General features: G+C 68.1%; 24 protein-coding genes. 8 read left to right on the top strand and 16 right to left on the bottom strand.

Features of this window, described 5'->3' with window-relative positions; all coding sequences use genetic code 11:
- Positions 1 to 23 precede the first annotated feature (23 nt).
- From hsaA to hsaB, 4 genes are read left to right on the top strand one after another with little or no spacing between them, the layout of a single operon-like run.
- Positions 24 to 1,193, top strand: coding sequence for a 3-hydroxy-9,10-secoandrosta-1,3,5(10)-triene-9,17-dione monooxygenase oxygenase subunit (hsaA, locus tag ON33_RS02660; protein ID WP_040854409.1), 1,170 nt, complete (start codon positions 24 to 26; stop codon positions 1,191 to 1,193).
- Between the two features lie 3 nt (positions 1,194 to 1,196).
- Positions 1,197 to 2,099: a 4,5:9,10-diseco-3-hydroxy-5,9,17-trioxoandrosta-1(10),2-diene-4-oate hydrolase gene (hsaD, locus tag ON33_RS02655; RefSeq protein ID WP_040854406.1), complete on the top strand. Its 903-nt coding sequence runs from the start codon at positions 1,197 to 1,199 to the stop codon at positions 2,097 to 2,099.
- 2 nt (positions 2,100 to 2,101) lie between these two features.
- A complete protein-coding gene (gene hsaC, locus ON33_RS02650) occupies positions 2,102 to 3,001 on the top strand; it encodes an iron-dependent extradiol dioxygenase HsaC (protein WP_040854403.1) in 900 nt (299 codons plus the stop codon).
- A gap of 26 nt (positions 3,002 to 3,027) precedes the next feature.
- Positions 3,028 to 3,624, top strand: a complete 597-nt coding sequence (gene hsaB / locus ON33_RS02645) for a 3-hydroxy-9,10-secoandrosta-1,3,5(10)-triene-9,17-dione monooxygenase reductase subunit (protein WP_051151553.1) — start codon at positions 3,028 to 3,030, stop codon at positions 3,622 to 3,624.
- A gap of 147 nt (positions 3,625 to 3,771) precedes the next feature.
- On the opposite strand, the gene ON33_RS02640 is transcribed toward hsaB, so the two are convergent.
- Both ON33_RS02640 and ON33_RS02635 read right to left on the bottom strand, forming a co-directional pair.
- Positions 3,772 to 4,704, bottom strand: a complete 933-nt coding sequence (locus ON33_RS02640; protein WP_040854400.1) for an AraC family transcriptional regulator — start codon at positions 4,702 to 4,704, stop codon at positions 3,772 to 3,774.
- 70 nt (positions 4,705 to 4,774) lie between these two features.
- The gene (locus ON33_RS02635) at positions 4,775 to 5,701 is read right to left on the bottom strand and encodes an NADP-dependent oxidoreductase (RefSeq protein ID WP_040854616.1); all 927 of its coding nucleotides are present in this window, start codon (positions 5,699 to 5,701) and stop codon (positions 4,775 to 4,777) included.
- Between the two features lie 200 nt (positions 5,702 to 5,901).
- On the opposite strand from ON33_RS02635, the gene ON33_RS02630 reads away from it, so the two are divergent.
- A complete protein-coding gene (locus tag ON33_RS02630) occupies positions 5,902 to 6,111 on the top strand; it encodes a DUF433 domain-containing protein (RefSeq protein ID WP_040854397.1) in 210 nt (69 codons plus the stop codon).
- 13 nt (positions 6,112 to 6,124) lie between these two features.
- Here ON33_RS02630 and ON33_RS02625 read toward each other — a convergent pair whose 3' ends face one another.
- From ON33_RS02625 to ON33_RS02605, 5 genes are all read right to left on the bottom strand, one after another.
- Positions 6,125 to 6,538: a PIN domain nuclease gene (locus tag ON33_RS02625; protein WP_040854394.1), complete on the bottom strand. Its 414-nt coding sequence runs from the start codon at positions 6,536 to 6,538 to the stop codon at positions 6,125 to 6,127.
- Entirely contained in the window at positions 6,535 to 6,750 is a 216-nt protein-coding gene (locus ON33_RS02620; RefSeq protein ID WP_040854392.1) for a type II toxin-antitoxin system VapB family antitoxin, read from the bottom strand. Before ON33_RS02620 ends, ON33_RS02625 begins: the two co-directional genes overlap by 4 nt.
- 159 nt (positions 6,751 to 6,909) lie before the next feature.
- Complete coding sequence (gene dmpG, locus ON33_RS02615) at positions 6,910 to 7,974, bottom strand: 4-hydroxy-2-oxovalerate aldolase (RefSeq protein WP_040854389.1); 1,065 nt, start codon at positions 7,972 to 7,974, stop codon at positions 6,910 to 6,912.
- A gap of 12 nt (positions 7,975 to 7,986) precedes the next feature.
- Positions 7,987 to 8,895, bottom strand: a complete 909-nt coding sequence (locus tag ON33_RS02610) for an acetaldehyde dehydrogenase (acetylating) (RefSeq protein ID WP_040854386.1) — start codon at positions 8,893 to 8,895, stop codon at positions 7,987 to 7,989.
- A 42-nt stretch (positions 8,896 to 8,937) separates the two neighbouring features.
- Positions 8,938 to 9,723 (bottom strand): 2-keto-4-pentenoate hydratase, encoded by a 786-nt coding sequence (locus ON33_RS02605; protein WP_040854614.1) that lies wholly within the window; start codon positions 9,721 to 9,723, stop codon positions 8,938 to 8,940.
- A gap of 152 nt (positions 9,724 to 9,875) precedes the next feature.
- Here ON33_RS02605 and kstD point away from each other — a divergent pair, with 152 nt between their 5' ends.
- From kstD to ON33_RS02590, 3 genes are all read left to right on the top strand, one after another.
- The gene (gene kstD / locus ON33_RS02600) at positions 9,876 to 11,579 is read left to right on the top strand and encodes a 3-oxosteroid 1-dehydrogenase (RefSeq protein ID WP_040854610.1); all 1,704 of its coding nucleotides are present in this window, start codon (positions 9,876 to 9,878) and stop codon (positions 11,577 to 11,579) included.
- A 268-nt stretch (positions 11,580 to 11,847) separates the two neighbouring features.
- Positions 11,848 to 12,708: an enoyl-CoA hydratase ChsH3 gene (chsH3, locus tag ON33_RS02595; protein ID WP_040854383.1), complete on the top strand. Its 861-nt coding sequence runs from the start codon at positions 11,848 to 11,850 to the stop codon at positions 12,706 to 12,708.
- A 349-nt stretch (positions 12,709 to 13,057) separates the two neighbouring features.
- On the top strand, positions 13,058 to 13,405 hold the full coding sequence (locus tag ON33_RS02590) for a hypothetical protein (protein ID WP_040854380.1): 348 nt from the start codon (positions 13,058 to 13,060) through the stop codon (positions 13,403 to 13,405).
- A gap of 66 nt (positions 13,406 to 13,471) precedes the next feature.
- Here the strand turns inward: ON33_RS02590 and ON33_RS02585 are convergent, their stop codons facing one another.
- The 9 genes from ON33_RS02585 to zapE form a co-directional block, all read right to left on the bottom strand.
- Positions 13,472 to 14,035, bottom strand: coding sequence for an RNA 2'-phosphotransferase (locus tag ON33_RS02585; RefSeq protein WP_218001354.1), 564 nt, complete (start codon positions 14,033 to 14,035; stop codon positions 13,472 to 13,474).
- A 68-nt stretch (positions 14,036 to 14,103) separates the two neighbouring features.
- Positions 14,104 to 14,559 carry a hypothetical protein gene (locus ON33_RS02580; protein WP_040854377.1) on the bottom strand — a complete coding sequence of 152 codons (456 nt, stop codon included), beginning with the start codon at positions 14,557 to 14,559 and terminating at the stop codon, positions 14,104 to 14,106.
- Positions 14,556 to 15,830: a DUF58 domain-containing protein gene (locus ON33_RS02575; protein ID WP_040854374.1), complete on the bottom strand. Its 1,275-nt coding sequence runs from the start codon at positions 15,828 to 15,830 to the stop codon at positions 14,556 to 14,558. Before ON33_RS02575 ends, ON33_RS02580 begins: the two co-directional genes overlap by 4 nt.
- A gap of 7 nt (positions 15,831 to 15,837) precedes the next feature.
- Entirely contained in the window at positions 15,838 to 16,800 is a 963-nt protein-coding gene (locus tag ON33_RS02570) for an AAA family ATPase (RefSeq protein WP_040854370.1), read from the bottom strand.
- A 20-nt stretch (positions 16,801 to 16,820) separates the two neighbouring features.
- Positions 16,821 to 17,324 carry a hypothetical protein gene (locus tag ON33_RS02565; protein ID WP_040854367.1) on the bottom strand — a complete coding sequence of 168 codons (504 nt, stop codon included), beginning with the start codon at positions 17,322 to 17,324 and terminating at the stop codon, positions 16,821 to 16,823.
- A 49-nt stretch (positions 17,325 to 17,373) separates the two neighbouring features.
- Entirely contained in the window at positions 17,374 to 18,315 is a 942-nt protein-coding gene (locus ON33_RS02560; protein WP_245550264.1) for a DUF4129 domain-containing protein, read from the bottom strand.
- 313 nt (positions 18,316 to 18,628) lie between these two features.
- Entirely contained in the window at positions 18,629 to 20,074 is a 1,446-nt protein-coding gene (locus ON33_RS02555; protein ID WP_063710926.1) for a UDP-glucose dehydrogenase family protein, read from the bottom strand.
- Positions 20,074 to 21,258: a glycosyltransferase family 4 protein gene (locus ON33_RS02550; RefSeq protein WP_218001353.1), complete on the bottom strand. Its 1,185-nt coding sequence runs from the start codon at positions 21,256 to 21,258 to the stop codon at positions 20,074 to 20,076. The genes ON33_RS02555 and ON33_RS02550 overlap by 1 nt, the downstream gene beginning before the upstream one ends.
- Positions 21,259 to 21,479: 221 nt before the next feature.
- Positions 21,480 to 22,433, bottom strand: coding sequence for a cell division protein ZapE (zapE, locus tag ON33_RS02545; protein WP_040854363.1), 954 nt, complete (start codon positions 22,431 to 22,433; stop codon positions 21,480 to 21,482).
- Between the last annotated feature and the right edge of the window lie 71 nt (positions 22,434 to 22,504).

Below are 22,504 nucleotides of genomic sequence, written 5' to 3'. Positions count from 1 at the left end.
ACCAGGCAGGAGCAACTGGCGAGATGACGCAAGAAGTAGTTGAGCGGGTCGAGGCGCTGCTGCCGACCCTGCGTGAGCGCGCCCAGGAGACCGAGGATCTGCGCCGCCTTCCCGACCAGACCGTCAAGGATCTGCAGGCGACCGGCTTCTTCAAGCTCGTGCAGCCCAAGCAGTGGGGCGGCTACGCCTGCGACCCGGTGATCTTCTACGACACCGTCCGCAAGATCGCGAGCGCGTGCGGCTCCACCGGCTGGTGCGCCGGCATCCTCGGCATCCACAACTGGCACCTGGCGCTGTTCGACCAGCGCGCGCAAGAAGAGGTATGGGGCCAGGACACCGAGGTCCGGATCTCCTCCTCCTACGCCCCGATGGGCGCGGGTGTGGTGACCGAGGACGGCGAGGGCTACATCGTCAACGGTTCGTGGGCCTGGTCCTCCGGCTCCGACCACGCCGACTGGGTGTTCGTCGGCGGTCCGGTCATCAAGAACGGCAAGCCGGTCGACTTCGGCTCGTTCCTGATCCCCCGGAGCGAATACAAGATCAACGACGTGTGGCACGTGGTCGGCCTGCGCGGCACCGGCTCCAACACCGTCGTGGTCGAGAACGTCTACGTACCCAGGCACCGTTTCCTCAGCATGCGGACCATGGGCGAACTGAAATCGCCTGGCCTGGAGCAGAATACCGATCCGCTGTACAAGATGCCGTGGGGCAGCATCCACCCCGCGACCATTACCACACCGATCATCGGCATGGGCTACGGCGCCTACGAGGCCCACGTCGAGCACCAGGGCAAGCGCGTGCGCGCCGCCTACGCCGGCGAGAAGGCCAAGGACGACCCGTTCGGCAAGGTGCGCATCGCCGAGGCCGCCAGTGACATCGACGCCGCCTGGCGTCAGCTGTCCGGCAATATCGCCGAGGAATACGCGTACATCCTGGCGGACAAGGAAGTTCCGTTCGACCTGCGCGTCGCCGCCCGCCGCGACCAGGTGCGCGCCACCGGCCGCGTGATCGCCTCCATCGACCGCCTCTTCGAGGCCTCCGGCGCCACCGCGCTGGTGGAAGGCACTCCGCTGCAGCGGTTCTGGCGTGACGCGCACGCCGGCCGCGTGCACGCCTCGCAGGATCCGGAGCGCGCCTACGCCATGTTCGGCACGCACGCCTTCGGTCTGCCGATCACCGACACGATGGTGTAATCCATGACCGCAGTGACTGAAGACACTTCGCGGCCCGCCGCGGCAATCACCTACGAGTCCACCTCGCGCTTCGCGCAGGTGCGGCCGGACCTGAAGCTGCACTACCACGAGGCCGGGGTCGGCAACGGCCCCACCATCGTGCTGCTGCACGGCGGCGGTCCGGGTGCGAGCTCGTGGTCCAACTTCGCCAAGAACATTCCGGTGCTGGCCGAGGACTTTCACGTCCTGGCCGTCGACCAGCCCGGCTTCGGCCGGTCCGACAAGCCGACCGAGCACCCGCAGTACTTCGTGCACTCGGCCTCGGCGCTGAAGGACCTGCTCGACACCCTCGGCATCACCGATCGCGTGCACCTGCTGGGCAATTCGCTCGGCGGCGGGGCTGCCACCCGCTTCGCGCTCGACTACCCGGACCGTGCGGGCAAGCTGGTGCTGATGGGCCCGGGCGGCCTGTCCACCAACCTGTTCGCGCCGGACCCCACCGAGGGCGTGAAGCTGCTGTCCAAGTTCAACTTCGAACCCACGAAGGAGAACCTGGAGGCGTTCCTGCGGATCATGGTCTTCGACCAGAAGCTGATCACTCCGGAACTCGTGGAGGAGCGTTTCGCCTCGGCCTCGCAGCCGGAGTCGCTGGCCGCCACCCGCGCCATGGGCAAGTCCTTCGCCGGACCCGATTTCGCCAAGGGCATGATCTGGCGCGACGCGTTCAAGCTACGGCAGCCGGTGCTGATGATCTGGGGCCGGGAGGACCGGGTCAACCCGATCGACGGCGCCCTGGTCGCCTTGAAGATGGTGCCGCGTGTGCAGTTGCATGTCTTCGGCGGTTGTGGACACTGGGCGCAGCTGGAGAAGTTCGACGAATTCAACCGCCTGGCAACCGACTTCCTGCTCGGCGTCAAGGAGAAGTGAGCATGAGTATCAAGGCGCTCGGCTACATGCGCATCGAGGCCACCGATATGGCGGCCTGGCGCGAGTTCGGTCTCAAGGTGCTCGGCATGATGGAGGGCTCCGGCAACGACCCGGACGCGCTCTACCTCCGCATGGACGACTTCGCGGCGCGCCTGGTGATCGTGCCGGGTGAGAAGGACCGCCTGCTGGTCTCGGGCTGGGAGGTCACCGACGCCCGCGGCATGCAGAACCTGCGCGAGACCCTGGCCAAGGCCGGGATCTCCTTCACCGAGGGCACCAAGGACGAGCTGGCCGAGCGCCGGGTCGAGGGCATGATCCGGTTCCAGGACCCGGCCGGGAACACCCTCGAGGCGTTCTACGGCGCGCAGTACCTGGGCCGCCGCTTCGTGAGCCCCTACGGCCACAAGTTCGTCACCGCCGAGCAGGGGCTGGGCCACGTCGTCCTCACCTGCACGGATGACGCTGCGGCACAGGCGTTCTACCAGGACGTGCTGGGCTTCCGGCTGCGCGACTCGATGCGGCTGCCCCCGCAGATGGTGGGCCGTCCCGCCGACGGCGACCCGGCCTGGCTGCGCTTCTACGGCTGCAACCCGCGCCACCACGCGCTGGCGTTCCTGCCGCTGCCGAACCCGACGGGCATCGTGCACCTGATGGTCGAGGTGGAGAACTCCGACGACGTCGGCCTGTGCCTGGACCGCGCCAACCGCAAGAAGGTGAAGATGTCGGCCACCCTCGGGCGGCACATCAACGACAAGATGCTCTCCTTCTACATGAAGACGCCGGGCGGATTCGACGTCGAATTCGGCTGCGAGGGACTGGAAGTCGACGACCACTCGTGGATCGCGCGGGAATCCACCGCGGTCAGCCTGTGGGGCCACGACTTCAGCGTCGGATTCAAGTAGCGAGAACGAACAGGGGCGGCCGAACCTTGACTGAGGACATCACCACCGACGCACAACCCGTCATCGACGGGCGTCAGTTCCGGAATGTGCTGGGGCAGTTCTGCACCGGCATCACCGTCATCACCACCTTCGACGGCGTCGACGGCGAGCAGGCCCCCATCGGCTTCGCGTGCCAGTCGTTCGCCGCCCTGTCCCTCGATCCGCCGCTGGTGCTGTTCTGCCCCACCAAGGAGTCCCGCTCCTGGGCGGCGATCGAACGCAACGGCAGCTTCGCCGTGAACATGCTCGCCGAGGAGCAACAGCCGGCGTGCGCCCGCTTCGGCTCCCGCGAACCCGACAAGTTCGCCGGAATCGACTGGCACACCTCGGAACTGAACCTTCCGGTGCTGGACGGCGCGTTGGCCACGATCCAGTGCACTGTGGACAACGTGCTCGACGGCGGCGATCACTACATCGTGATCGGCCGGGTCCAGGCCCTGTCGGAGTCCACCGACTCCGGCAGGCCGCTGCTCTTCTACCGGGGCCAGTACACGGCCATCGAACCGGAGAAGACGACGCCCGCACCCTGGCGCGCGGACCTCGAACACTTCCTCACGACCACCACCTTGGACACCTGGTTGTGAGGATGACCAACTCTCGGTAGCTCTCACGGGCTTCGCCCCTGAAACCTCGACTACCCGGTCACACGGTGCCCCTGTGGAATTCATCCACAGGGGCACCGCGCATTTGTGTGGATTGGGGATAACCGTGACGCGGCCGCACGGCCGAGCTCACGCGGCGGTGCGGGCCTGGCGCCGGTATTGCCCTGGGGCCAGGCCGTATTCGCGCTTGAATGCCTTGCCGAACGCGAACTCGGAGCTGTATCCCGCGCTCGCGGCGACTTTTTCGATGGCCAGATCATCCTCGCGCAGCAGACGGGCGGCCGTGGTCAACCGCCAGCGGGTCAGATACGCCAGCGGGGGTTCGCCGACCATGGCATTGAACTTGCGGGCGAACGCGGCACGGGACAGGCCCGCGTGGTCGGCGAGGGATTGCACGGTCCAGGGCGCGGCCGGATCGCCGTGCATGGCTTCCAGAGCCGGGGCGACGGCCGGATCCCGCAGGGCCGCAGCCCATCCCACCGCCTCGGACTGCGGCTGATCCTCGATCCAGGCGCGCAGGATGTAGAGCAGCAGCGAGTCGATGAGCGCGGGCACGATGCCGTGCGAGCCGATGCGGGGATTGTCCAGCTCCGCGCCGAGCAACTGGATCGCCGCGGTCAGCTCCGGGTGCCGGCCGTGCCGGGCGGGCAGGTGGATCACCTCGGGCAGCTGCCGCAGCAGCGGATGCGGCCGCTGCCCGTCGAGGTGATAGTTGCCGCAGAGCAGGCTGGCCGCCGGACCGTCGCCGCCGAGTCGCAGCGCGCCCACGGGCGGGCGCTGGGTGTACTGCTCGGGCCGGGGAATCTCCGGGGCTGTGTCGGGGCGATCGGCAAGAATGTGGCCCGCCCCGTCACGGACGAACACCACATCGCCGGGACCCAACGGGATTGCCTCACTGCTCTTCTCAGTGGGATAGAACCAGCACGTCCCGTGCAGCACCACATGGAATCCCGCACCCGCCGTCGACGGCAGCTGGAGCGCCCAGGGCGCGCGCCCGTCGGTTCGCACCGAGTTCGGCGCGCCGGTCCGCATGGAGGCCAGCGCCTCACTCAGCACATCCATCGCCGCTCTCCTTCACCTCGAACTCCGTGCCCTGCAACCTGGATCCCGCCCCGATTATTCGATGCCGCCGTCACTCGACGGTCAGCACCACCTTGCCGACGGTCTGGCCCGACGCCACGATCTCGTGCGCCTTCCCCGCCTCCTCCAGCGGCAGCGTCTCAGCGATGGTCGGCCGCAGCTTCCCCGCGTCGACCAGTTGCGCAATCTGCTCCAGCGCCCAGTAATCCGGTTCCACCGAAACACCCGCGAACCGGCGCCCGGCTTCCGTCACGGCCCGCTCCAACTCCGGGTTCACATGCTCGAGAATCGTCACCAGCACTCCACCCGGCTTCAACACCTGAAGCGACCGCACACCATCGGCGACAGAGTCGAAGACAATATCGACATCCTTCACGACCGCGGTGAAATCGCTCGTCCGGTAATCGATCACCTCATCGGCCCCGAGGCTCTTCACATAGTCGTGCTTCCCGGCACTGGCCAGCGCGATCACGTACGCGCCCCGCGCCTTCGCAATCTGCACCGCCAGGTGTCCGACCCCACCGGCCGCCCGGTGAATCAGCACCCGATCCCCTGCCCCGACACCAGCCTTGTCCACCAGCCCCTGCCACGCGGTCAGCGCCGCCAGCGGCAGCGCCGCAGCCTCGATATGACCGAGCGACTTCGGCTTCCGAGCCACCTGCCGCGAGGGCGTCGCCACATACTCCGCGTAACCCGTTGCGGCCCTCGGGAAGAACGGCATCCCATACACCTCTTCCCCAATCTCATACCGCGCCCCCGGCCCAGCCGCCTCCACCACGCCGGAGATATCCCACCCAACCCCGAATGGCGGCTCCCCCAGCAACGGGAACGCCCCCGACCGCACCGCCACATCAACAGGATTGACCGCACTAGCCCTCACCCTGACGAGCACCTCCCCCGACAACAACCCCGGCTTCTCGACGTCCACAACCTCCAGAACCTCAGGCCCACCGAAGCTCTTCTGAATCACCGCACGCATCGCTCTGTCCTCCAACGCTTTTCCCCGGGCCATTCACCGATCCGGACGAGGACAACACTAGGCAGAAACTACAAGACTCTGAATGGCATCGAATCTCTGATTTTTATCCAATCGTATCTACTGGAAGACGCATAGCCAGTTGATGCCAGACCAATCCGAATACCAGCGGATCGGGTACGCATGCCCTCTGAGGTTGTGCCATGTCCCGCCTGGACCGCATCACATCCAGCCCGGCCGTGTGCCATGGCAAGCCGACGATTCGCGGGCTGCGCTACACCGTCGAGATGCTGCTGGAACTGCTTGCCGCCGGGATGCCCACTGCCGAAATCCTCGACGACTACCCAGACCTCGAACCCGACGACCTCTTTGCGGTACTCGAGTATGAAGCCACCCTGCGCAGATCGAGGTGAGGGGACCGCTGGATCAGGGTGTTCCCAGTCGACGATGAGGCTGGCCGGTTATGGCTGCGATGCAATCGAAGTCACGGTCACGGTGCAGCAAGGTCAGACCCCTGAGTTCGGCGGTAGCCGCGACGACGAGGTCGACCGGTCCCGCGCTGCGATGCTGCCCTCGGCTGGTCAACTTGCCCTGTACTTCCCATGCCCGCCGGTAGGCACGATCGTCGACCGGCTCCCAGCCGAACAGGATGCGAATCTGCTCAATCATCGATTCGCGATCGACAGTCGAACGCGCACTGTAAAAGAACTCGAGTTCGGTGATCGGGCAGATCGCGATCAGGCCCGCGGCGGCGACGCGCTGCCACACCACCCCGTCCGGCTCCTGACGCAACAGCGGAACCAACGCGCTCGTATCGATGAGGAACTGAGCACCGTTCATCGGCGATAGTTCCGCTTGTCTTCGAATATCTCCACGTCGATCGCCCCATCGGCGACCAGTTCCTGTAGCCGCGTCAGCGCTACCGCGCGGCGGCGGATCTCGAGAATTTCCCGAAGGGCCGCATTCACGGTGTCTTTCTTCGTCGTTGTCCCGAGGGCCTTCGACGCGTCGGCTACCAGCTGATCGTCAAGGTCGATCACAGTCCGAGCCATGAGCCCACCTCCAGATATACAAGACTGAATCGATGATATCAGGCTAGATAGATCAGCGGCCGACAGATCGACAGAAGACGCCGGTCAGCCTACTGGCCGGTCAGTTAACCACCGCTGGGCCGCAACCGAGTTCGGTTGCGGCCCAGCGGGGCTAGTGCGTCAGGCGTTGGCGGCCGACTTCTCCTTTTCGCGCTGGAGTTCCAGGGCGATGTCGATGAGCTGGTCTTCCTGGCCGCCCACCAGCTTGCGCTGGCCGGCGCGGACGAGCATTTCGGCGGCGGAGACGCCGTAGCGTTCGGCCTGGCGCTCGGCGTGACGCAGGAACGACGAGTAGACGCCCGCGTAACCCATCATCAATGCCTGGCGGTCGAGGAGGCATTCGCTCGGCATGGCCGGGCGGACGACGTCTTCCGCGGCATCGGTCACGGCGAAGAAATCGACGCCGGTCTTGATGCCGAGCTTGTCGCAGACGCCGATGAAGGCCTCGACGGGGAGGTTGCCCGCGCCCGCGCCGAAACGGCGTGCGCTGCCGTCGATCTGGGTGGCGCCGGCGCGCACCGCGTAGACGGAGTTGGCGACGGCCAGGCCCAGGTTCTCGTGGCCGTGGAAGCCGACCTGCGCGTCGTCGCCGAGCTCGGCGACGAGCGCGGCGACGCGGTCGGTGACCTGCTCCAGCACCAGCGCGCCGGCCGAGTCGACGACGTACACGCACTGGCAGCCCGCGTCGGCCATGATGCGGGCCTGCTTGGCGAGGTTCTCCGGCGTGGTGGAGTGCGCCATCATCAGGAAGCCGACGGTCTCGAGGCCGAGGTCGCGAGCCATGTTGAAGTGCTGGATCGAGACATCGGCCTCGGTGCAGTGGGTGGCGATGCGGCAGATGCTCGCGCCATTGTCCTGCGAGATCTTGATGTCTTCCTTGACGCCGACGCCCGGCAGCATGAGGAAGGCGATCTTGGCCTGCTTGGCGGTCTCCGCGGCGGCCTTGATCAGTTCCTGCTCAGGGGTTTTCGAGAAACCGTAGTTGAACGAGGAACCGCCGAGGCCGTCGCCGTGGGTGACCTCGAGGACCGGCACGCCGGCGGCGTCGAGCGCACCGACGATGTCCCGCACTTCCTGCACGGTGAACTGGTGCCGCTTGTGGTGCGAGCCGTCACGCAGGCTGGTGTCCGTGACCCGGATATCCAGATCCGCCGAGAACGGCTTCAGAATGTTCGAATTGCTCACTGTCGGAACTCCTTACACCCGAGCCGAGATGATCTGGTCGGCCAGCACGTTGCCCACCTGGGTGGCGGCGGCCGTCATGATGTCGAGGTTGCCCGAGTACGGCGGCAGGAAGTCGCCCGCGCCCTCGACCTCGACGAAGATCGACACCTTCGCCATGCCACCGGACACCAGTGACGGCTCGTCGAACTGCGGCTCGTTGAGCAGCCGGTAGCCGGGCACGTACTCCTGGATGGACTTCTCCATCCGGTGCACCGACTCGGTGATGGCGTCGCGGTCCGCGTCCTCGGGGATGGCGCAGAAGATGGTGTCGCGCATGATCATCGGCGGCTCGGCCGGGTTCAGGATGATGATCGCCTTGCCGCGCTTGGCGCCACCGATGTTCATGACACCGGCGGAGGTGGTCTTGGTGAACTCGTCGATATTGGCGCGGGTACCGGGACCGGCGGACACCGAGGACACCGACGCCACGATCTCGGCGTACTCGACGGGCACGACGCGAGAAACCGCGTGCACCATCGGAATCGTCGCCTGACCACCGCAGGTGATCATGTTGACGTTCATCTCGTCCCGCAGCGTGTCCAGGTTGACCGGCGGGATGACGGCGGGGCCGACGGCGGCCGGAGTGAGGTCGATGGCACGGATGCCGGCCTCGGCGTACTTGGGCGCGTAGGCCCGGTGCACGTACGCGGAGGTGGCCTCGAACAGCAGGTCCGGCTTCTCCGGCAGCGCCAGCAGCCAGTCCGCGCCCTCGGCGGAGGTCTCCAGGCCCAGGCCGCGGGCGCGCTTGAGGCCCTCGGAATCAGGGTCGATGCCGATCATCCAGCGCGGCTCGATCTTGTCCGAACGCAGCAGCTTGTACAGCAGATCGGTGCTGATGTTGCCGGACCCGACGATCGCGGCGGTGACTTTGCTTGCAGTCACGGCTTTCTCCTACTCGGTGAGGTCTGTGTCGGTCGGGGGCGCTTACGCGAAACCCAGATGGACGGAACCGAGTCCGGCGAACTCGGCGATGAACTCGTCGCCCGGGCGGGCGTCGATGGCGCGGGTGCAGGAACCGGGCAGCACGATGTCGCCGGCCTTCAACCGCACTCCGAAGGAGGCGACCTTGCGCGCCAGCCACGCCACCGCGATGGTCGGGTCACCGAGCACCGCGTCCGAGCGGCCCTCGGCGATGACCTCGCCATTGCGGGTCAGCACGGCGTCGATGTTCTTGATATCCAGCTGATCCGGCGAGACCCGCTGCTTGCCCAGCACGTAGCCGGCGGAGGACGCATTGTCGGCGATGGTGTCGCAGAGCGCGATCTTCCAGTCCTTGATGCGGGTGTCGATGAGCTCGATGGAGGGCGCGTAGGCGACGGTGGCCTTGCGCACGTCCTCCTCGGTGCAGTCCGCACCGGGCAGGTCGGCGCCCAGGATGAAGCCGACCTCGACCTCGACGCGCGGGTACAGGTACTTGGAGGTGTCGACCGGAACGTCCTCGAAGACTTCCATTTCCGCGAGCAGGTGCCCGTAGTCGGGTTCGTCCACGCCCATCATCTGCTGCATGGCCTTGGAGGACAGGCCGACCTTGTGGCCGACCACCTTGGCGCCGCCGTCGAAGCGCTGCCGCATGTTGATGAGCTGGATCTCGTAGGCGTCGACCACGTCGATCTCGGGATGCCGCACGGCCAGCGGATCGATCGGAACCCGGGTCCGTTCGGCCGCCGCGAGCTCGTCGGCCAGTTCCTTACGTAGCGCGTCGGTCAGCACGCTGTGTTCCTTCCATTGGGGGTACCGGCCGGTGGCCATCCAGTAACGAGACTGGAAATTGAAACGAGTTTTTGTGAAGAACGTCGCTTCAGCAGTCCCATCTGCCAGACCAACATAGACCAAACCAGGATTGATTCTATAACGTGTTCTACATGACTGATCGGGATTACGACGTGGTGGTGGTCGGCAGCGGTGCCGCCGGTATGTCCGCCGCCCTCACCGCTGCGCACCACGGTCTGCGCACGGTTCTCATCGAAAAAGCCGCTCATTACGGTGGTTCTACCGCGCGATCGGGCGGTGGCGTCTGGATTCCCGGAAACAAGGTGCTGAAGGCCGCGGGCAAGGGGAACGACCTCGAGGAGGCGCGGACCTACCTCTACAGCATCATCGGCGACGTGGTGCCCAAGGAGAAGATCGACACCTATATCGATCGCGGCGCCGAAGCCTTCGACTACGTGCTCGACCACTCCGCGCTGAAGATGTGCTGGGTGCCCGGCTACTCCGACTACTACCCGGAAGCACCGGGCGGCAAGGCGGACGGCCGCAGCTGCGAGCCCAAGCCCTTCAACCTCAAGGTGCTGGGCGAGGAGCGCTTCAAGCTGGAGCCGGCCTACAGCAAGGCGCCGCTGAACGTGGTCGTCATGCAGGCTGATTACAAGAAGCTCAACCTGATCCGCCGCCACCCCGTCGGCATCGCGCGCGTGCTGCGCGTCGGCACCCGCTGGGCGTGGGGCAAGGTCACCGGCAAGGCGCTGGTCGGCATGGGCCAGGCCATCATCGCCGGACTGCGCAAGGGCCTGCTGGACGCGAATGTGCCGGTGCTGCTGAATACTCCGCTCACCGGACTGGTGATCGAGAACGGCGTGGTCACCGGCGTCGACGCCGAGCAGAACGGTGAGACCGTCCGCTTCAACGCCAAGTTCGGCGTGATCCTGGCCAGCGGCGGTTTCGAGCACAACGCCGACATGCGGCACAAGTACCAGCGCGAGCCCATCACCACCGAGTGGACCACGGGCGCGGCCGCCAATACCGGCGACGGCATCCGGGCGGGCATTGCGGCGGGCGCGGACATCGACTTCATGGACGACGCCTGGTGGGGTCCGACCACCTTCCGCGGCGAGGGCAAGCCCTGGTTCTGCCTCGCGGAGCGGAATCTGCCCGGCAGCATCATGATCAACACGCAAGGTCAGCGATTCGGTAATGAGTCCGCTCCTTACGTCGAGGCTGTGCACACCATGTACGGCGGCGAATACGGGCAGGGTGAAGGTCCGGGCGAGAACGTGCCGTGCTGGCTGGTGTTCGATCAGCGCTACCGGTCCCGCTACATCTTCGCCGGATTGCAGCCTGGCCAGCGGATTCCGTCCCGCTGGATGGAAAACGACCTGATCGTCGTGGCGCCCACGGTGGCCGAACTGGCCGAGAAGATCGGCGTCCCGGCCGACCAGCTGGCCGCCACCATCGAGCGCTTCAACGGCTTCGCCGAGACCGGCAAGGACCTCGACTACAACCGCGGTGACAGCGCCTACGACCGCTACTACGGCGACCAGACCATCAAGCCGAACCCGTGCCTGAACAAGCTCGAGGTCGGCCCGTTCTACGCGGTCAAGATGGTCCCCGGCGACCTCGGCACCAAGGGCGGTCTGGTCACCGACAACGACGCCCGCGTGCTGCGCGAGGACGGCACCGTCATCGAGGGTCTGTACGCCGCCGGCAACACCTCGTCCCCGGTCATGGGCCACACCTACGCCGGTCCCGGCGCGACCATCGGCCCCGCGATCACCTTCGGCTACCTGGCTGCCCTCGATATCGCCGCCAAGGCGAAGAACGGCGTGCCGGTCACCGAGAAGGCGTCCTGAACCGTCCCAACCCGGTTCAGGATCGGGTTGGGCGCGAGTCGGGTCACGTCGAGTCCGCGCCCAACCCACCCCGCATGCCCCGCCGTACCGCTCTATCCCGGCGAGGCGCGGACAATTGAACAGCCCGTGCCCGTCGCCGCGAACGCTCTTTCCGGCGGCGGGCACGGGAACCCCCGGACTTTCCAGCGCGACCCGGTCAGCGGGCGGCGGCTTGCGGGGAGGCGAGCCGCGCCGGACCATCGGACGCGAGTGACGAGGAGAACCTTTCATGCCCATCGATTTGAGTGTCGCGCTCGGCGCGCAGATTCCCGCGCGTGAATTCAGCTGGTCCGCCAGCGATGTGCAGACCTACAACCTGGCGCTCGGCGCGGGCAGCCGCTGGACCGACGCCGCCGAGCTGCGCTACGTCGACGACCGCGAGCCGCAGGTGCTGCCGTCCTTCGCGACCGTCGCGCCGTCCTTCCACGAGACCGAGCCGCCGAAGGTGAAATTCGACGGCATCGACATCGATCTGGCCAAGGTCGTGCACGGCAGCCAGGAGATCATCGTGCACCGCCCGATCCCGGCTTCCGGCAAGGCGACGACGGTCGGCCGGATCAGCGAGATCTGGGACAAGGGCAGTAATGCGGTCATCTGGCGCGAGGACGTCGCCACCGGCTCCGACGGGGAACCGCTGTGGACATCCCGCTCCTCCATCTTCGCCAAGGGCGAGGGTGGCTTCGGCGGCGACCGCGGCCCCAGTGCCAAGACCGAACTTCCGGACCGTGCACCGGATTTCGAAGTCCTCACCCCGACGCTGACGCAGCAGGCCCTGCTCTACCGCATGTGCGGCGACCGCAACCCGCTGCACTCGGATCCCGAATTCGCCCGCAATGCCGGCTTCCCCAACCCGATCCTGCACGGCCTGTGCACCTACGGCCTGGTTCTGAAGACCGCCACCGACACCGTGCTGGCCTCGGATGTGTCCCGCGTCAAGGGTTTCCGCGCCCGCTTCGCCGGCGTCATGTACCCCGGCGAGACCCTGCGCTCCCGGATCTGGCAGCAGGACGGTGAACTCGTCATCGCCGTCACCGTCGTCGAGCGCGACGACGCCCCCGTCCTCGCGGACGTGGTGCTGACGCACTCGTAATCCGGACTGGGCTCCACGATCAGGGAGCTCTCACCGTGCGAAATCGGACAGATTTCCTCGGTGGGAGCTCCCTGATCTCGTTTGGCAGGGGTGTGGGGAGTAGGGCGAGACTCGATGGGTGGCACAGCAATCCGGCCATAAGCGGCATACCGGATATCAGGATGGCCGCAAACCTGCAGCGCGCCACCGGAATCGGCGAGGGGGGAAGTTGCTGAAAGCGGCCGAAATTCGATTGAACCTGACCCAGAACGCGCTGGAGGCGTAACGTCTTCAGACATACGGTGAATATCTGGCTAACCAACTGAATACCTAGCTGACTACAACCGATACACATGGAGAAGGTGAACAAATGGCCGCCTGGCAAGTGTTCACGGCCACCCTCGCAACGCTCGTGATCATGGCGATCACCATCATGAGCCTGCACCACCCCCATCACGATCCGGACCGGCTCTCCGTAGAACGGATCCGCGATCGAATCAACAAGGAACAGAGGGCTGCAGCGCTGGCAACCCCCGACCTCTCCGCCTGGTCGCACCTCGCTCCGGATCACCCGCTGGGCGTCCAGGAAGCCCATCGCGCCATGCAGCAGCACCGCCGCTGCCCGGTTGCGGAGTGCGCGCGCAAAGCCGCGGCATTCCGGGCGCTCATCGACGCCGGCCGCATCAAGCCGACCCGGATGCCCCCCGCCCTCCAATAGCCGCCCCGGCGGCCGCGGTCCGCCCCCCAGTCCCACGACGGGTATTCCGAAGGCCCGGACAGGTTTTCAGAGCCCGGACAGGTATCCGGGCGGGACGACGGCCACCAGCCAGACCCCATTGGTGCTGACCCGGAATTCGTGCCCGTCGCGGTGCATCGCGCCGGCAGCCACGGTCAGTACCACGGGTCTGCCACGTCGCGCGCCGACCTTGACGGCGGTCTCCATATCCGACGACAGATGGACGTCGTGGCGGCGCATGGGCTTCAGCCCCTCGGCGCGAATTCCGGGCAGGGCCGCGGCAACGGTGCCGTGGTAGAGAACCTCGGGCGGCACGGTCGCCCGATACTCCAGGTCAACGTCGACACTGTGCCCCTGACTCGCGCGGATCCGGGTCCCCGTCGCATCGAATTCGAAGCGGCGCTTGTTGTTCCGTGCCACCACCTCGTCCAGTTCGGGACGCGAGAGCGCCCGCCCGTGCCGGCCCAGTGCCCGGAGCAGGGTGGCGACGTCGACCCACCCGGCCGGGTCCAGCTCGATGCCGATGGCCTCGGGGGCGTGCCGCAGATGCCGCGACAGCCGTTTGGAGACCTTGACCATCTGCTTTTCGTCCATGGCTCGTCTTTCCTCCATGGCGCGAGTGAACCAGCCCCGCAGTCGGATTCGAAGCGATTTTCGCCCGGCCCGGGTCTGTCGCCGGCTCAGCCGCCGGGCGTCTCCTCGGCCCGGCTGCTGATCCGGTCGTCCACCAGACCGCGAACCAGCAAGGCGTACAACGCGATCACGGTGAACGGCGCGATGATCGGGATCCAGTCGAGACCGGTCGGCAGCACGGTCGCGGCGCCCGCCGCCACCGTGAACACCAGCGCGCCCGCCACCGACGGGATGGTCGTCGGCACCACGCCCACCGGCGCCGACACGGTCGCCGTGTTCAGCAGATAGGTGGTGGCGACCAGTCCGATGCCGCCCGCCACCAGGGCCCCGGTGCCGACCCAGGCCAGCGCCGCCATGGCCGCGAGCACGGCCAGCACCGCGCACACCCGCCAGCGCCAGCCGGCCGCAGCCAGCCCGATCACCGGTAGTGCGGCCCACGGCAGCACAATCGCCACCGCGCCCGCCAGCAGCAGACCGGACAGCACGGCGAGGAACTTGGTCATCGGCGGACCCTCACGGTGCGGCGGTGTTCGGGCAGCAGGCGCATGGCCTGATCGAGGCGCGTGTCCTCGGGCCAGGGCACGATATCGACGCCGACGGTGCCCATGTCGCGGTACATGGAGGTGCGTTCCAGCTGCCACATGCGCGCGAGGGTGGGGTCGAGGCCGTCGCCGAACGGGGTTCCGCGCAGCACGTCGACCACCACCACGACGTGGCCACGTTTGCGCAGATCGATGAGGGCCAAGGCGAACTGGGTGTCGAGCAGGGTGGAGAAGGCGACGATGACCGCCCCGATGGGCACCGCGCTGTGCGGCGCCAGCGTGCCCTCGGTCAGGATGTGCTCGTCGCCGACATCCAGCACGGCGTCCACGATGCGATAGAACTGGCGGCGGCCGATATCCGGCCGCAGCCAGCGTGGCGCGCGGCCCAGGCACACCACGGCCGTGCGGTCGCCGGCCTGCAGCGCGGACTGCGCCACCTGGGCGGCGCCGCGCACCGACAGCTCCAGCGAGTCGGAGGCGGGCCCGGGCGCCTGCATCGAGGTGTCCACCAGCACCACCACATCCGCGGCCCGGTTGGTGAAGCGCTCGGTCACGAACAGCTGCCCACGCCGTGCGCTCACCGGCCAGTTCACGGTGCGCAGCTGATCCCCGGGCGTGTACGCGCGGATGTCGGCGTACTCCACGCCGGGCCCGGCCCGCCGGGTCAGGTGGGTGCCCATGCGTTCGGGAAGCTCGGTGCGCGGCAGGCGCATCCGCTGCGGATCGGTGATCGGGTAGATGTACAGCTCACCCGCGGGCAGCCGCACCGAGGCGACCGCCAGCCCGGCCGGGCTCAGCGCGGTCACCCGCATCGGCACCGGGTATCGGCCCCAGCGCGGAGCGGACAGCGCCAGCCGTAGCCCGGCGGGCGCGGACCCGGAGTCCACCGTCTCCTCGACGTGGACCTCCATGCTCTGCAACGGTTCCGGATGCAGCCGCAGCAGCGCGTGCCCGCGTTCCACGAAGGCGGCGGCGGTCAGCACCACCTCCTCGGTCTCGAAGCAGCGCAGCACCCCCGACCCGTCCACCTGGATGCGGGTGCGGGACTGCTGCAGCGGCGCGGTGGCCAGCACCCCGAGCATGGGCGCGGCGAACACCACCAGCTGCCACTTCCCCAGGATCAGCGCCAGCACCAGCGCGGGCGCGGACACCGCGGCGAGCATGAACACCAACGGTGCGGGCCGCCAGCGCAATTCGGCTTCGACCGACGTACTGGTGTCGCGATGCTTCATACGCGCCTCAAGCCTGGGTGGCGCGTGGGACCGGCAGGCGGCGCAGCAGTTCGGAGATCACGTCCTCGCCGCGGATGCGCCGGACCCACATCTCCGGGCGCAGTGTGATGCGGTGGGCCATGGCGGGGACGGCGAGCGCCTTGACGTCCTCGGGGACCACGTAGTCGCGGCCGTGCAGCAGCGCCCGGGCGCGGGCCATCTGCACCAGGTCGAGTTCCGCGCGGGGGCTGGCGCCGACCTCCACCTGCGGATGGCCGCGGGTGGCCGCGGCGAGCGAGACGACGTAGCCCACCACGTCCGGGTGCACTGTCACGAACTCCACCGACTGCCGCATCTCCAGCAGGCCGTCGGCATCCACCACCTGCCCGATCTGGGCGGGTTGCGAGCCGCGTTCCAGGCGGCGGCGGATCATGTTCATCTCATCGGTCTCCGACAGGTAGCCCAGCCGCAGCTGCATGGCGAACCGGTCGAGCTGCGCTTCGGGCAGCGGGTAGGTGCCTTCGTACTCGATCGGGTTGTCGGTGGCGAAGACGATGAAAGGCTGTGGCAGCGGGAAGGTCTCACCGTCGATGGAGACCTGCCCCTCGGCCATGGCCTCCAGCAGGGCGGCCTGGGTCTTGGGCGGGGTGCGGTTGACCTCGTCGGCCAGCAGCATATTGGTGAACACCGGGCCGCGCCGGAAACTGAAACGGCCCGAATGCATATCGTAGATCGTCGACCCGATGAGGTCGGCGGGCAACAGGTCCGGAGTGAACTGCACGCGGGTGAAGTTCAGCCCGAGCGCGGTCGCGAAGGAGCGCGCGATGAGGGTCTTGCCCAGTCCGGGCAGGTCCTCGATCAGGATGTGGCCCCCGGACAGCACCGCGATCATGATCAGCTGCAGTTCGTCCCGCTTGCCGACCACGACCCGGGATACTTCACGCAGCACCGCATCGGTGCGCTTGATGGTCACGTCCATCGGTGATGTCATCGCATGTCTCGCATCTCATCTCACATGTTCTGCAGTCGGCGCAGGATTTCGTCCAGGGCGGCGCGGCCGGGTGCGCTGCTGGCCTGGTCGCGCAGCGCCGAATTCGCCGGGTCCACCCAGCGCCACAGTTCGGGCCCGAACTGCAGCTGTCCCGCCACTTCCAGCGCGCGCCGGTTCTTGGCCATCCGGTGCCCGCTGGTCAATTCGAATTCCTTGGCCAGCAGCGGCCGCAGGTGCCGGTCCCAGTCGGCGCGCGAGCCCTCGGATCGGTCGGCCAGCATCTGGGCGCGCGCCTGCCAGCGGTGCAGCATCTCGACGGGGCCGTTGTCGATGTCGTTGTCGTCGGGTTCGGGCGGGGCGAGCCGGCGCGATCGCTCCACCAGCGACCACAGCAGCAGTCCCAGCGCGGCGGCGACCGGCACGGCGGTGAGGGCCACCAGATGCTCGCGCTGATTGCCGAGGGCGAGCAGCTCGGACAGCAGCGCCAGCACCAACGCGCCCACCACGATCGCCGTCCGGTTCATGGCCGAACCTCCGCCCGGTTCCACGGAACACTTACTGCCACAACGCTTCTCATACCGCCTGCCCCTGTAGATCGGCCAGCACGATGCGTAGCAGCTGCTCGGCCCGCATGCGCTGCCACTCCAGCATGGAGTGCGGGCTGAACCGCGCCTCCTCGAACAGCGCCACCAGTTCCCGCGCCGAGGCGTCGTGCAGGAAGCCGCGATCGAAGGCCCGCGCGAGCACCTCGGACGGGGTGTCGGAGGCCAGCGGCGCGACCTCACGCGCCTGCGCCAGACCGCGTTCCATGGCGACGTAGCAGGCGATGATGGCGGTACGCGGATCCTGGCCCGGCGCGATCATGGCCGCCAGACCCATCTCCGCCACCTTGGCCAGCGAGACCGCCTCGGCCTCGGTGGGCTGCGGCAGCGGGGTGCGTTCCAGCGCGGGCCGGCGGTTCGAGCTCACCGCCACCACGACCAGACCGGTCATGGCGATCAGCACCAGCACACCGGCGGAGATTCCGACCAGCAGCAGCGCGGTGCCGGTGAGCGTGGGCTCGGGGACGGCCTCCGTCGACGGCGCCACGGTCTGCTCGGGCTGCGGGGCGGTCCCGGTGGCGGTCACCGGCGGCGGCGTGCCGACCTCGCTCTGCCGCCCCGGTGTCACCAGGTACACCGACAGCACCGCGGTCACGATCAGCGCGATGGCCGCGATCCCGATCAGCGCCATGAGGCCGAGTCGCCGCAGGCCCGGCCCTGGCACCGCGTTCTCGCGATCGGGTTCGGGCATGGCGAGCGGGAGTCGATGCTGGCTGTTGATCACACCCGCCACCAGGATCACCATCGAGACCAGCAGCAGCACCGGCATCAGAGCCAGCGACACCGCGGACGACGGATGTGGCGCGGCGGGTCCTCCGGTTCCCGGAATGTACCCGCGCAGTGCGACGACAGCCAGCATCACGAGCCCGATCAATGCGATCGCGCGTGCTGCCACCGTCCCCACCCCAGTCACGAATACTCCTAACCAGAGTCCAGCAGAAAACAGGCACATAGTTGCATGCCGAGCGGTCCGTCAGGACCAAAATCGAGAAGCCCGCATCACATACCCGCCACGCATAAATCCCCCACCTGCGCGGCAGCCCGTACCGGCCCCGAAAACCCTGGTCATTGCGGTCGAGGCCGACCCGGCCGCCGCAACCCCACTTATCACCATCCGCGCACGATCCCGGCCGCTCGACGGCCGTGACAAGATCGGGAGCTCCCGGTGTGCGCGACAGGACTGCGCGGCAGACCCGGAACTCCCCGATCGTGGTCCGGGATCTCGGTTACGCGGTGCGGCGGACCCGGGACCGCAGCCGGGTCAGCGGCGAGGGGGCCAGATCGCGGGCGGCGACCGACGGCGTGGGGTAGGCGGTGACGACCGGGGCGACGCGGGCGGGCGCCGGCGCGCGCTCGATCAGGCGGCCCAGCGCGCGGAAGTCCCAGCCGGCCGCGAGCCAGGGCTCGGGGTCGAGGGTGTTGCGGGCGTCGAGTATGACCCGACCCCGGGCCACGGTGCGCAGGAAAACCGGGTCCAGCTCCCGGAATTCGCGCCACTCGGTCAGATGCAGCACCACGTCCGCCTCGTGCAGCGCCGCCGCCGCGGTGGCCGCGAACACCAGCTGCGGCGCGACCGCGCGCGCCGGACCCGTTGCGGCCGGGTCGAATACGGTCACGTCGACGCCCGCGGCCTGCAGCTGCACGGCGACATCCAGGGCCGGTGAGTCCCGCACGTCGTCCGACAGCGGCTTGAACGCCGCGCCCAGCACGCCGACCCGGCCCGCGGGCCGCCTGCCGCCGCCGAGCAGCTCCAGTGTCTCCCGCACCACGCGTTCGCGGCGGCGCAGATTGACCGCGTCGACGTCCCGCAGGAACTCGATCGACTCGCCCGCGCCCAGCTCGGTCGCGCGGGCGATCAGGGCGCGCACGTCCTTGGGCAGACAGCCGCCGCCGTAGCCGAGACCGGCGCCCAGGAACTTGCGGCCGATCCGGTCGTCGTGCCCGAGGGCGTCGGCCAGCAGGGTCACGTCCGCGCCGGTGAGGTCGCACAGCTCGGCCATGGCATTGATGAACGAGATCTTGGTCGCCAGAAAGGCATTCGCGGAGACCTTGATCAGCTCGGCGGTCGGCAGGTTGGTGATCACGACCGGCGAGCCCGCGACGATCGGCGTGGCGTACACCTGCCGCAGCGCCCATTCCGCGTCCGGCGTGGTGACACCGAAGACCAGCCGGTTCGGGTGCAGCGTGTCGTAGACCGCGTGCCCCTCGCGCAGGAATTCCGGATTCCAGGCCAGATCGACCGAAATCCCTTCCGGCGCAAGCTCGGCGATGCGGGCGGTGAGCGCCTCGGCGGTGCCCACCGGCACCGTGGACTTGCCGACGATCAGGCAGTTGCGGGTCAGGTGCGGCACCAGGCCGTCCAGCGCGGAGTACAGCTGCGACAGGTCGGCGGCCCCGTTCACCCCGGGCGGCGTTCCGACACAGAGGAAGTGGACGTCGGCGAACTCGGCGGCCTCGACCAGCGAGGTGCCGAAGCGCAGCCGGCCGCCCGCCACGTGCCCTGCCAGCAGCTCCGGCAGCCCGGGCTCGTGGAAGGGCACCCGCCCGGCCGACAGGGCCGCGGCCTTGGCCGGATTGTTGTCCACGCCGAGCACGTCGAAGCCGAGTTCGGCCATGCCCGCGGCGTGGGTGGCGCCCAGGTATCCGGTGCCGATGACGGAGATACGGAGCATCAGGATGCCTCCTTGGTGGCCGGTAACTCGCCCAGCGTCGAATCGGACAGCGGTGTCGAATCCGACTGCAGAGCCGAATCGGGCTGCAGGCGTTCCGCGATCACCTCGCGGTAGTGACGGACGAGCAGGTCGTTGACGGCCGTCCAGGACCGGTCCCGCACGCTGCGCACCGCGTTCTGCGCGGTCTGCTTGCGCAGCCACGGGTCCTCGATCAGACGGCGCACCAGGTCGGTCAGCGCCGCGGCGTCGCCGGGCGGATACAGGAAGCCGGCGCCGGGCGCGACCACGTCGATCGGGCCACCCGACTTGGGCGCGACCACCGGGACACCGGAGGCCAGCGCCTCCTGCGCTGCCTGGCAATAGGTTTCGTGGCGGCCGGTGTGCACGAACACATCCAGCGAGGCGTAGACGGCCGCGAGTTCCTCACCGTGCAGCACGCCGAGGAACTCCGCGTCCGGCAACAGCTTCCGCAGCCGCTTCTCCTCGGGACCGCCGCCCACCACGACCAGCCGGACACCCGGCACCGGCCGCAGCGCGGCGAGCAGCTCGAGCTCCTTCTCCGGTGCGAGGCGTCCGATATAGCCGACCAGCGCTTCACCGTTGGGGGCCAAGCGCTTTCGCAGTTCCTCGGACCGGCGGAAGGGCCCGAACTGCTGCAGATCGACCCCGCGCGGCCAGCGGCCCAGCCCCGGAATGCCCATCAGCTCCAGCTGGCGCAGGCTCGCGGTGGAGGGCGCGAGGGTACGGTCCACCCGCAGGTGGATGCGCCGGGTCAGCGCGGTCATGGCGCGGACGCCGCCGGGCAGGTCGTAGCGCAGGGCGAAGCCCACCAGATCGGTCTGATAGATGGCGACGGTCGGGATTCCGAGCTCGTTCGCCACCTTGGCCGCCTGATAACCGAGCGTCGCCGGCGAGGCGATATGCACGACGTCGGGCCGGAATTCGCGCATGATCTTGCGCAGCCGGCGGCGGGTCTCGAGCCCGATCCGGAAATCCCGGTAGAACGGCAGCCGCGCGCCGCGGACCACGTGCACGCGGAACCCGGCGTATTTGCCGGGGCCGGTCGGGGCCACCAGCGTGGCCTCGTGACCCTTGGCGGCCAGGTGATCGAGTACCCGGCGCACGGAGTTGGTGACGCCATTGACCTGGGGAAGGAAGGACTCGGCGACGACCAGCACCCGCAAGCGGGCGCTTTTCCGGATATGGGGGCTACTCGGTATGCTCGGGTTCCGCGGCGCGGAATCCCTTGCCTGCTCGCGGATTCGCATCGTTCCCCTCCGGTTCGGTGCTGCTCCTGACGCCACGGTAGGAAGCGGCCCGCAACGCCAGACCCCCTCCGCGTTGACGGCACGTGAACCGTGCGCGTCGATCAAGTCGGCCAGTTCACCGGGGCTTCGCCGAACGGCTATCGAGCCTCGAGGTTTACCGGTTCGCGCAGCTCTCCGAGCCGGCTCAGGGTGCGATAGAGATCGGGGACGCGTTCGATGTCGCCGCCCAGTCCGGCCAGCGGCACGTCCGCGAAGATCGACAATGCGAGGTCGGCGTCGTAGAGGACATCGACGAGGTTGACGAAACGCATGACCCAATCCGGCGGGACGGTATTCATCGGCGGGACGTCGCACACCACCCAGCTACGGATCTCGCGGGTGAGTGCCAGATAGTCGGCCGCCGACACCGGAATTCCGCACAGTTCCGCGAAGTCGACTGTGAGCTCGCCGTTCTCGAACCCCCGGGCGTGCAGTTGCCGGTGGGCGACCGGCAGATCCACGGCGCCGATCGTGCCGCAGCCCCCGACCACGTAGTGCCCGGCCGCGAAGCCGGTGTGCCGTCGTCCCCCGAGCGTGCGGTAGTCCGTCGGGCCGTTCACCGGTACCACGTCGAGGTGCTCGACGATCCGGTCGATGGTGGGCACGAACATGGCGTGCACCAGCGGATTCGGCAGCAGTTGCTCCGGCGGGTAGTTCGAGGTGACCACGAGGGTGATGCGCCGGGCGAACAGGGTGTCCAGCAGTCGCGCGACCAGCCGGGCGTCGCCCGAGTCGTGCACGTGGAACTCGTCGAAGCAGAGCAGGTCGGCGTCGCCGAGCAGCGCGTCGGCCGAGGCGTCGATGGTCCCGTACTCGCGGATGCCCGCGTTGAGGCGCGCGAAGAACTCGTGGAAGTGGTAGCGACGCTTGCGTTCCGAGGGCACCGCGGTGAAGAAGCGATTCATGAGCATGGTCTTGCCGCGCCCCGGCCCGCCGTACAGATAGAGCCCGCGCGGGCGTCGCCATCGCCGGCCGACCCGCGCGGCGATGGCGTCCAGCCGTGCGGCGGCGATGCGCTGATCGGCATCGAGCACGATCTCCGGGATTTCCATGGCAGCCTCCCTGCATCCTCTACTTCTGTAGAGCTTCCTCTATAGTTGTAGAGGATCGCGAAGCCGCAGAG

Origin of the sequence: Nocardia niigatensis NBRC 100131, assembly GCF_000308655.1 — a bacterium.
Taxonomy (GTDB): Bacteria; Actinomycetota; Actinomycetes; order Mycobacteriales; family Mycobacteriaceae; genus Nocardia; species Nocardia niigatensis.
Note: the sequence above shows the minus strand (reverse complement) of the source record. Positions and strands in the feature narration are given on the sequence as shown.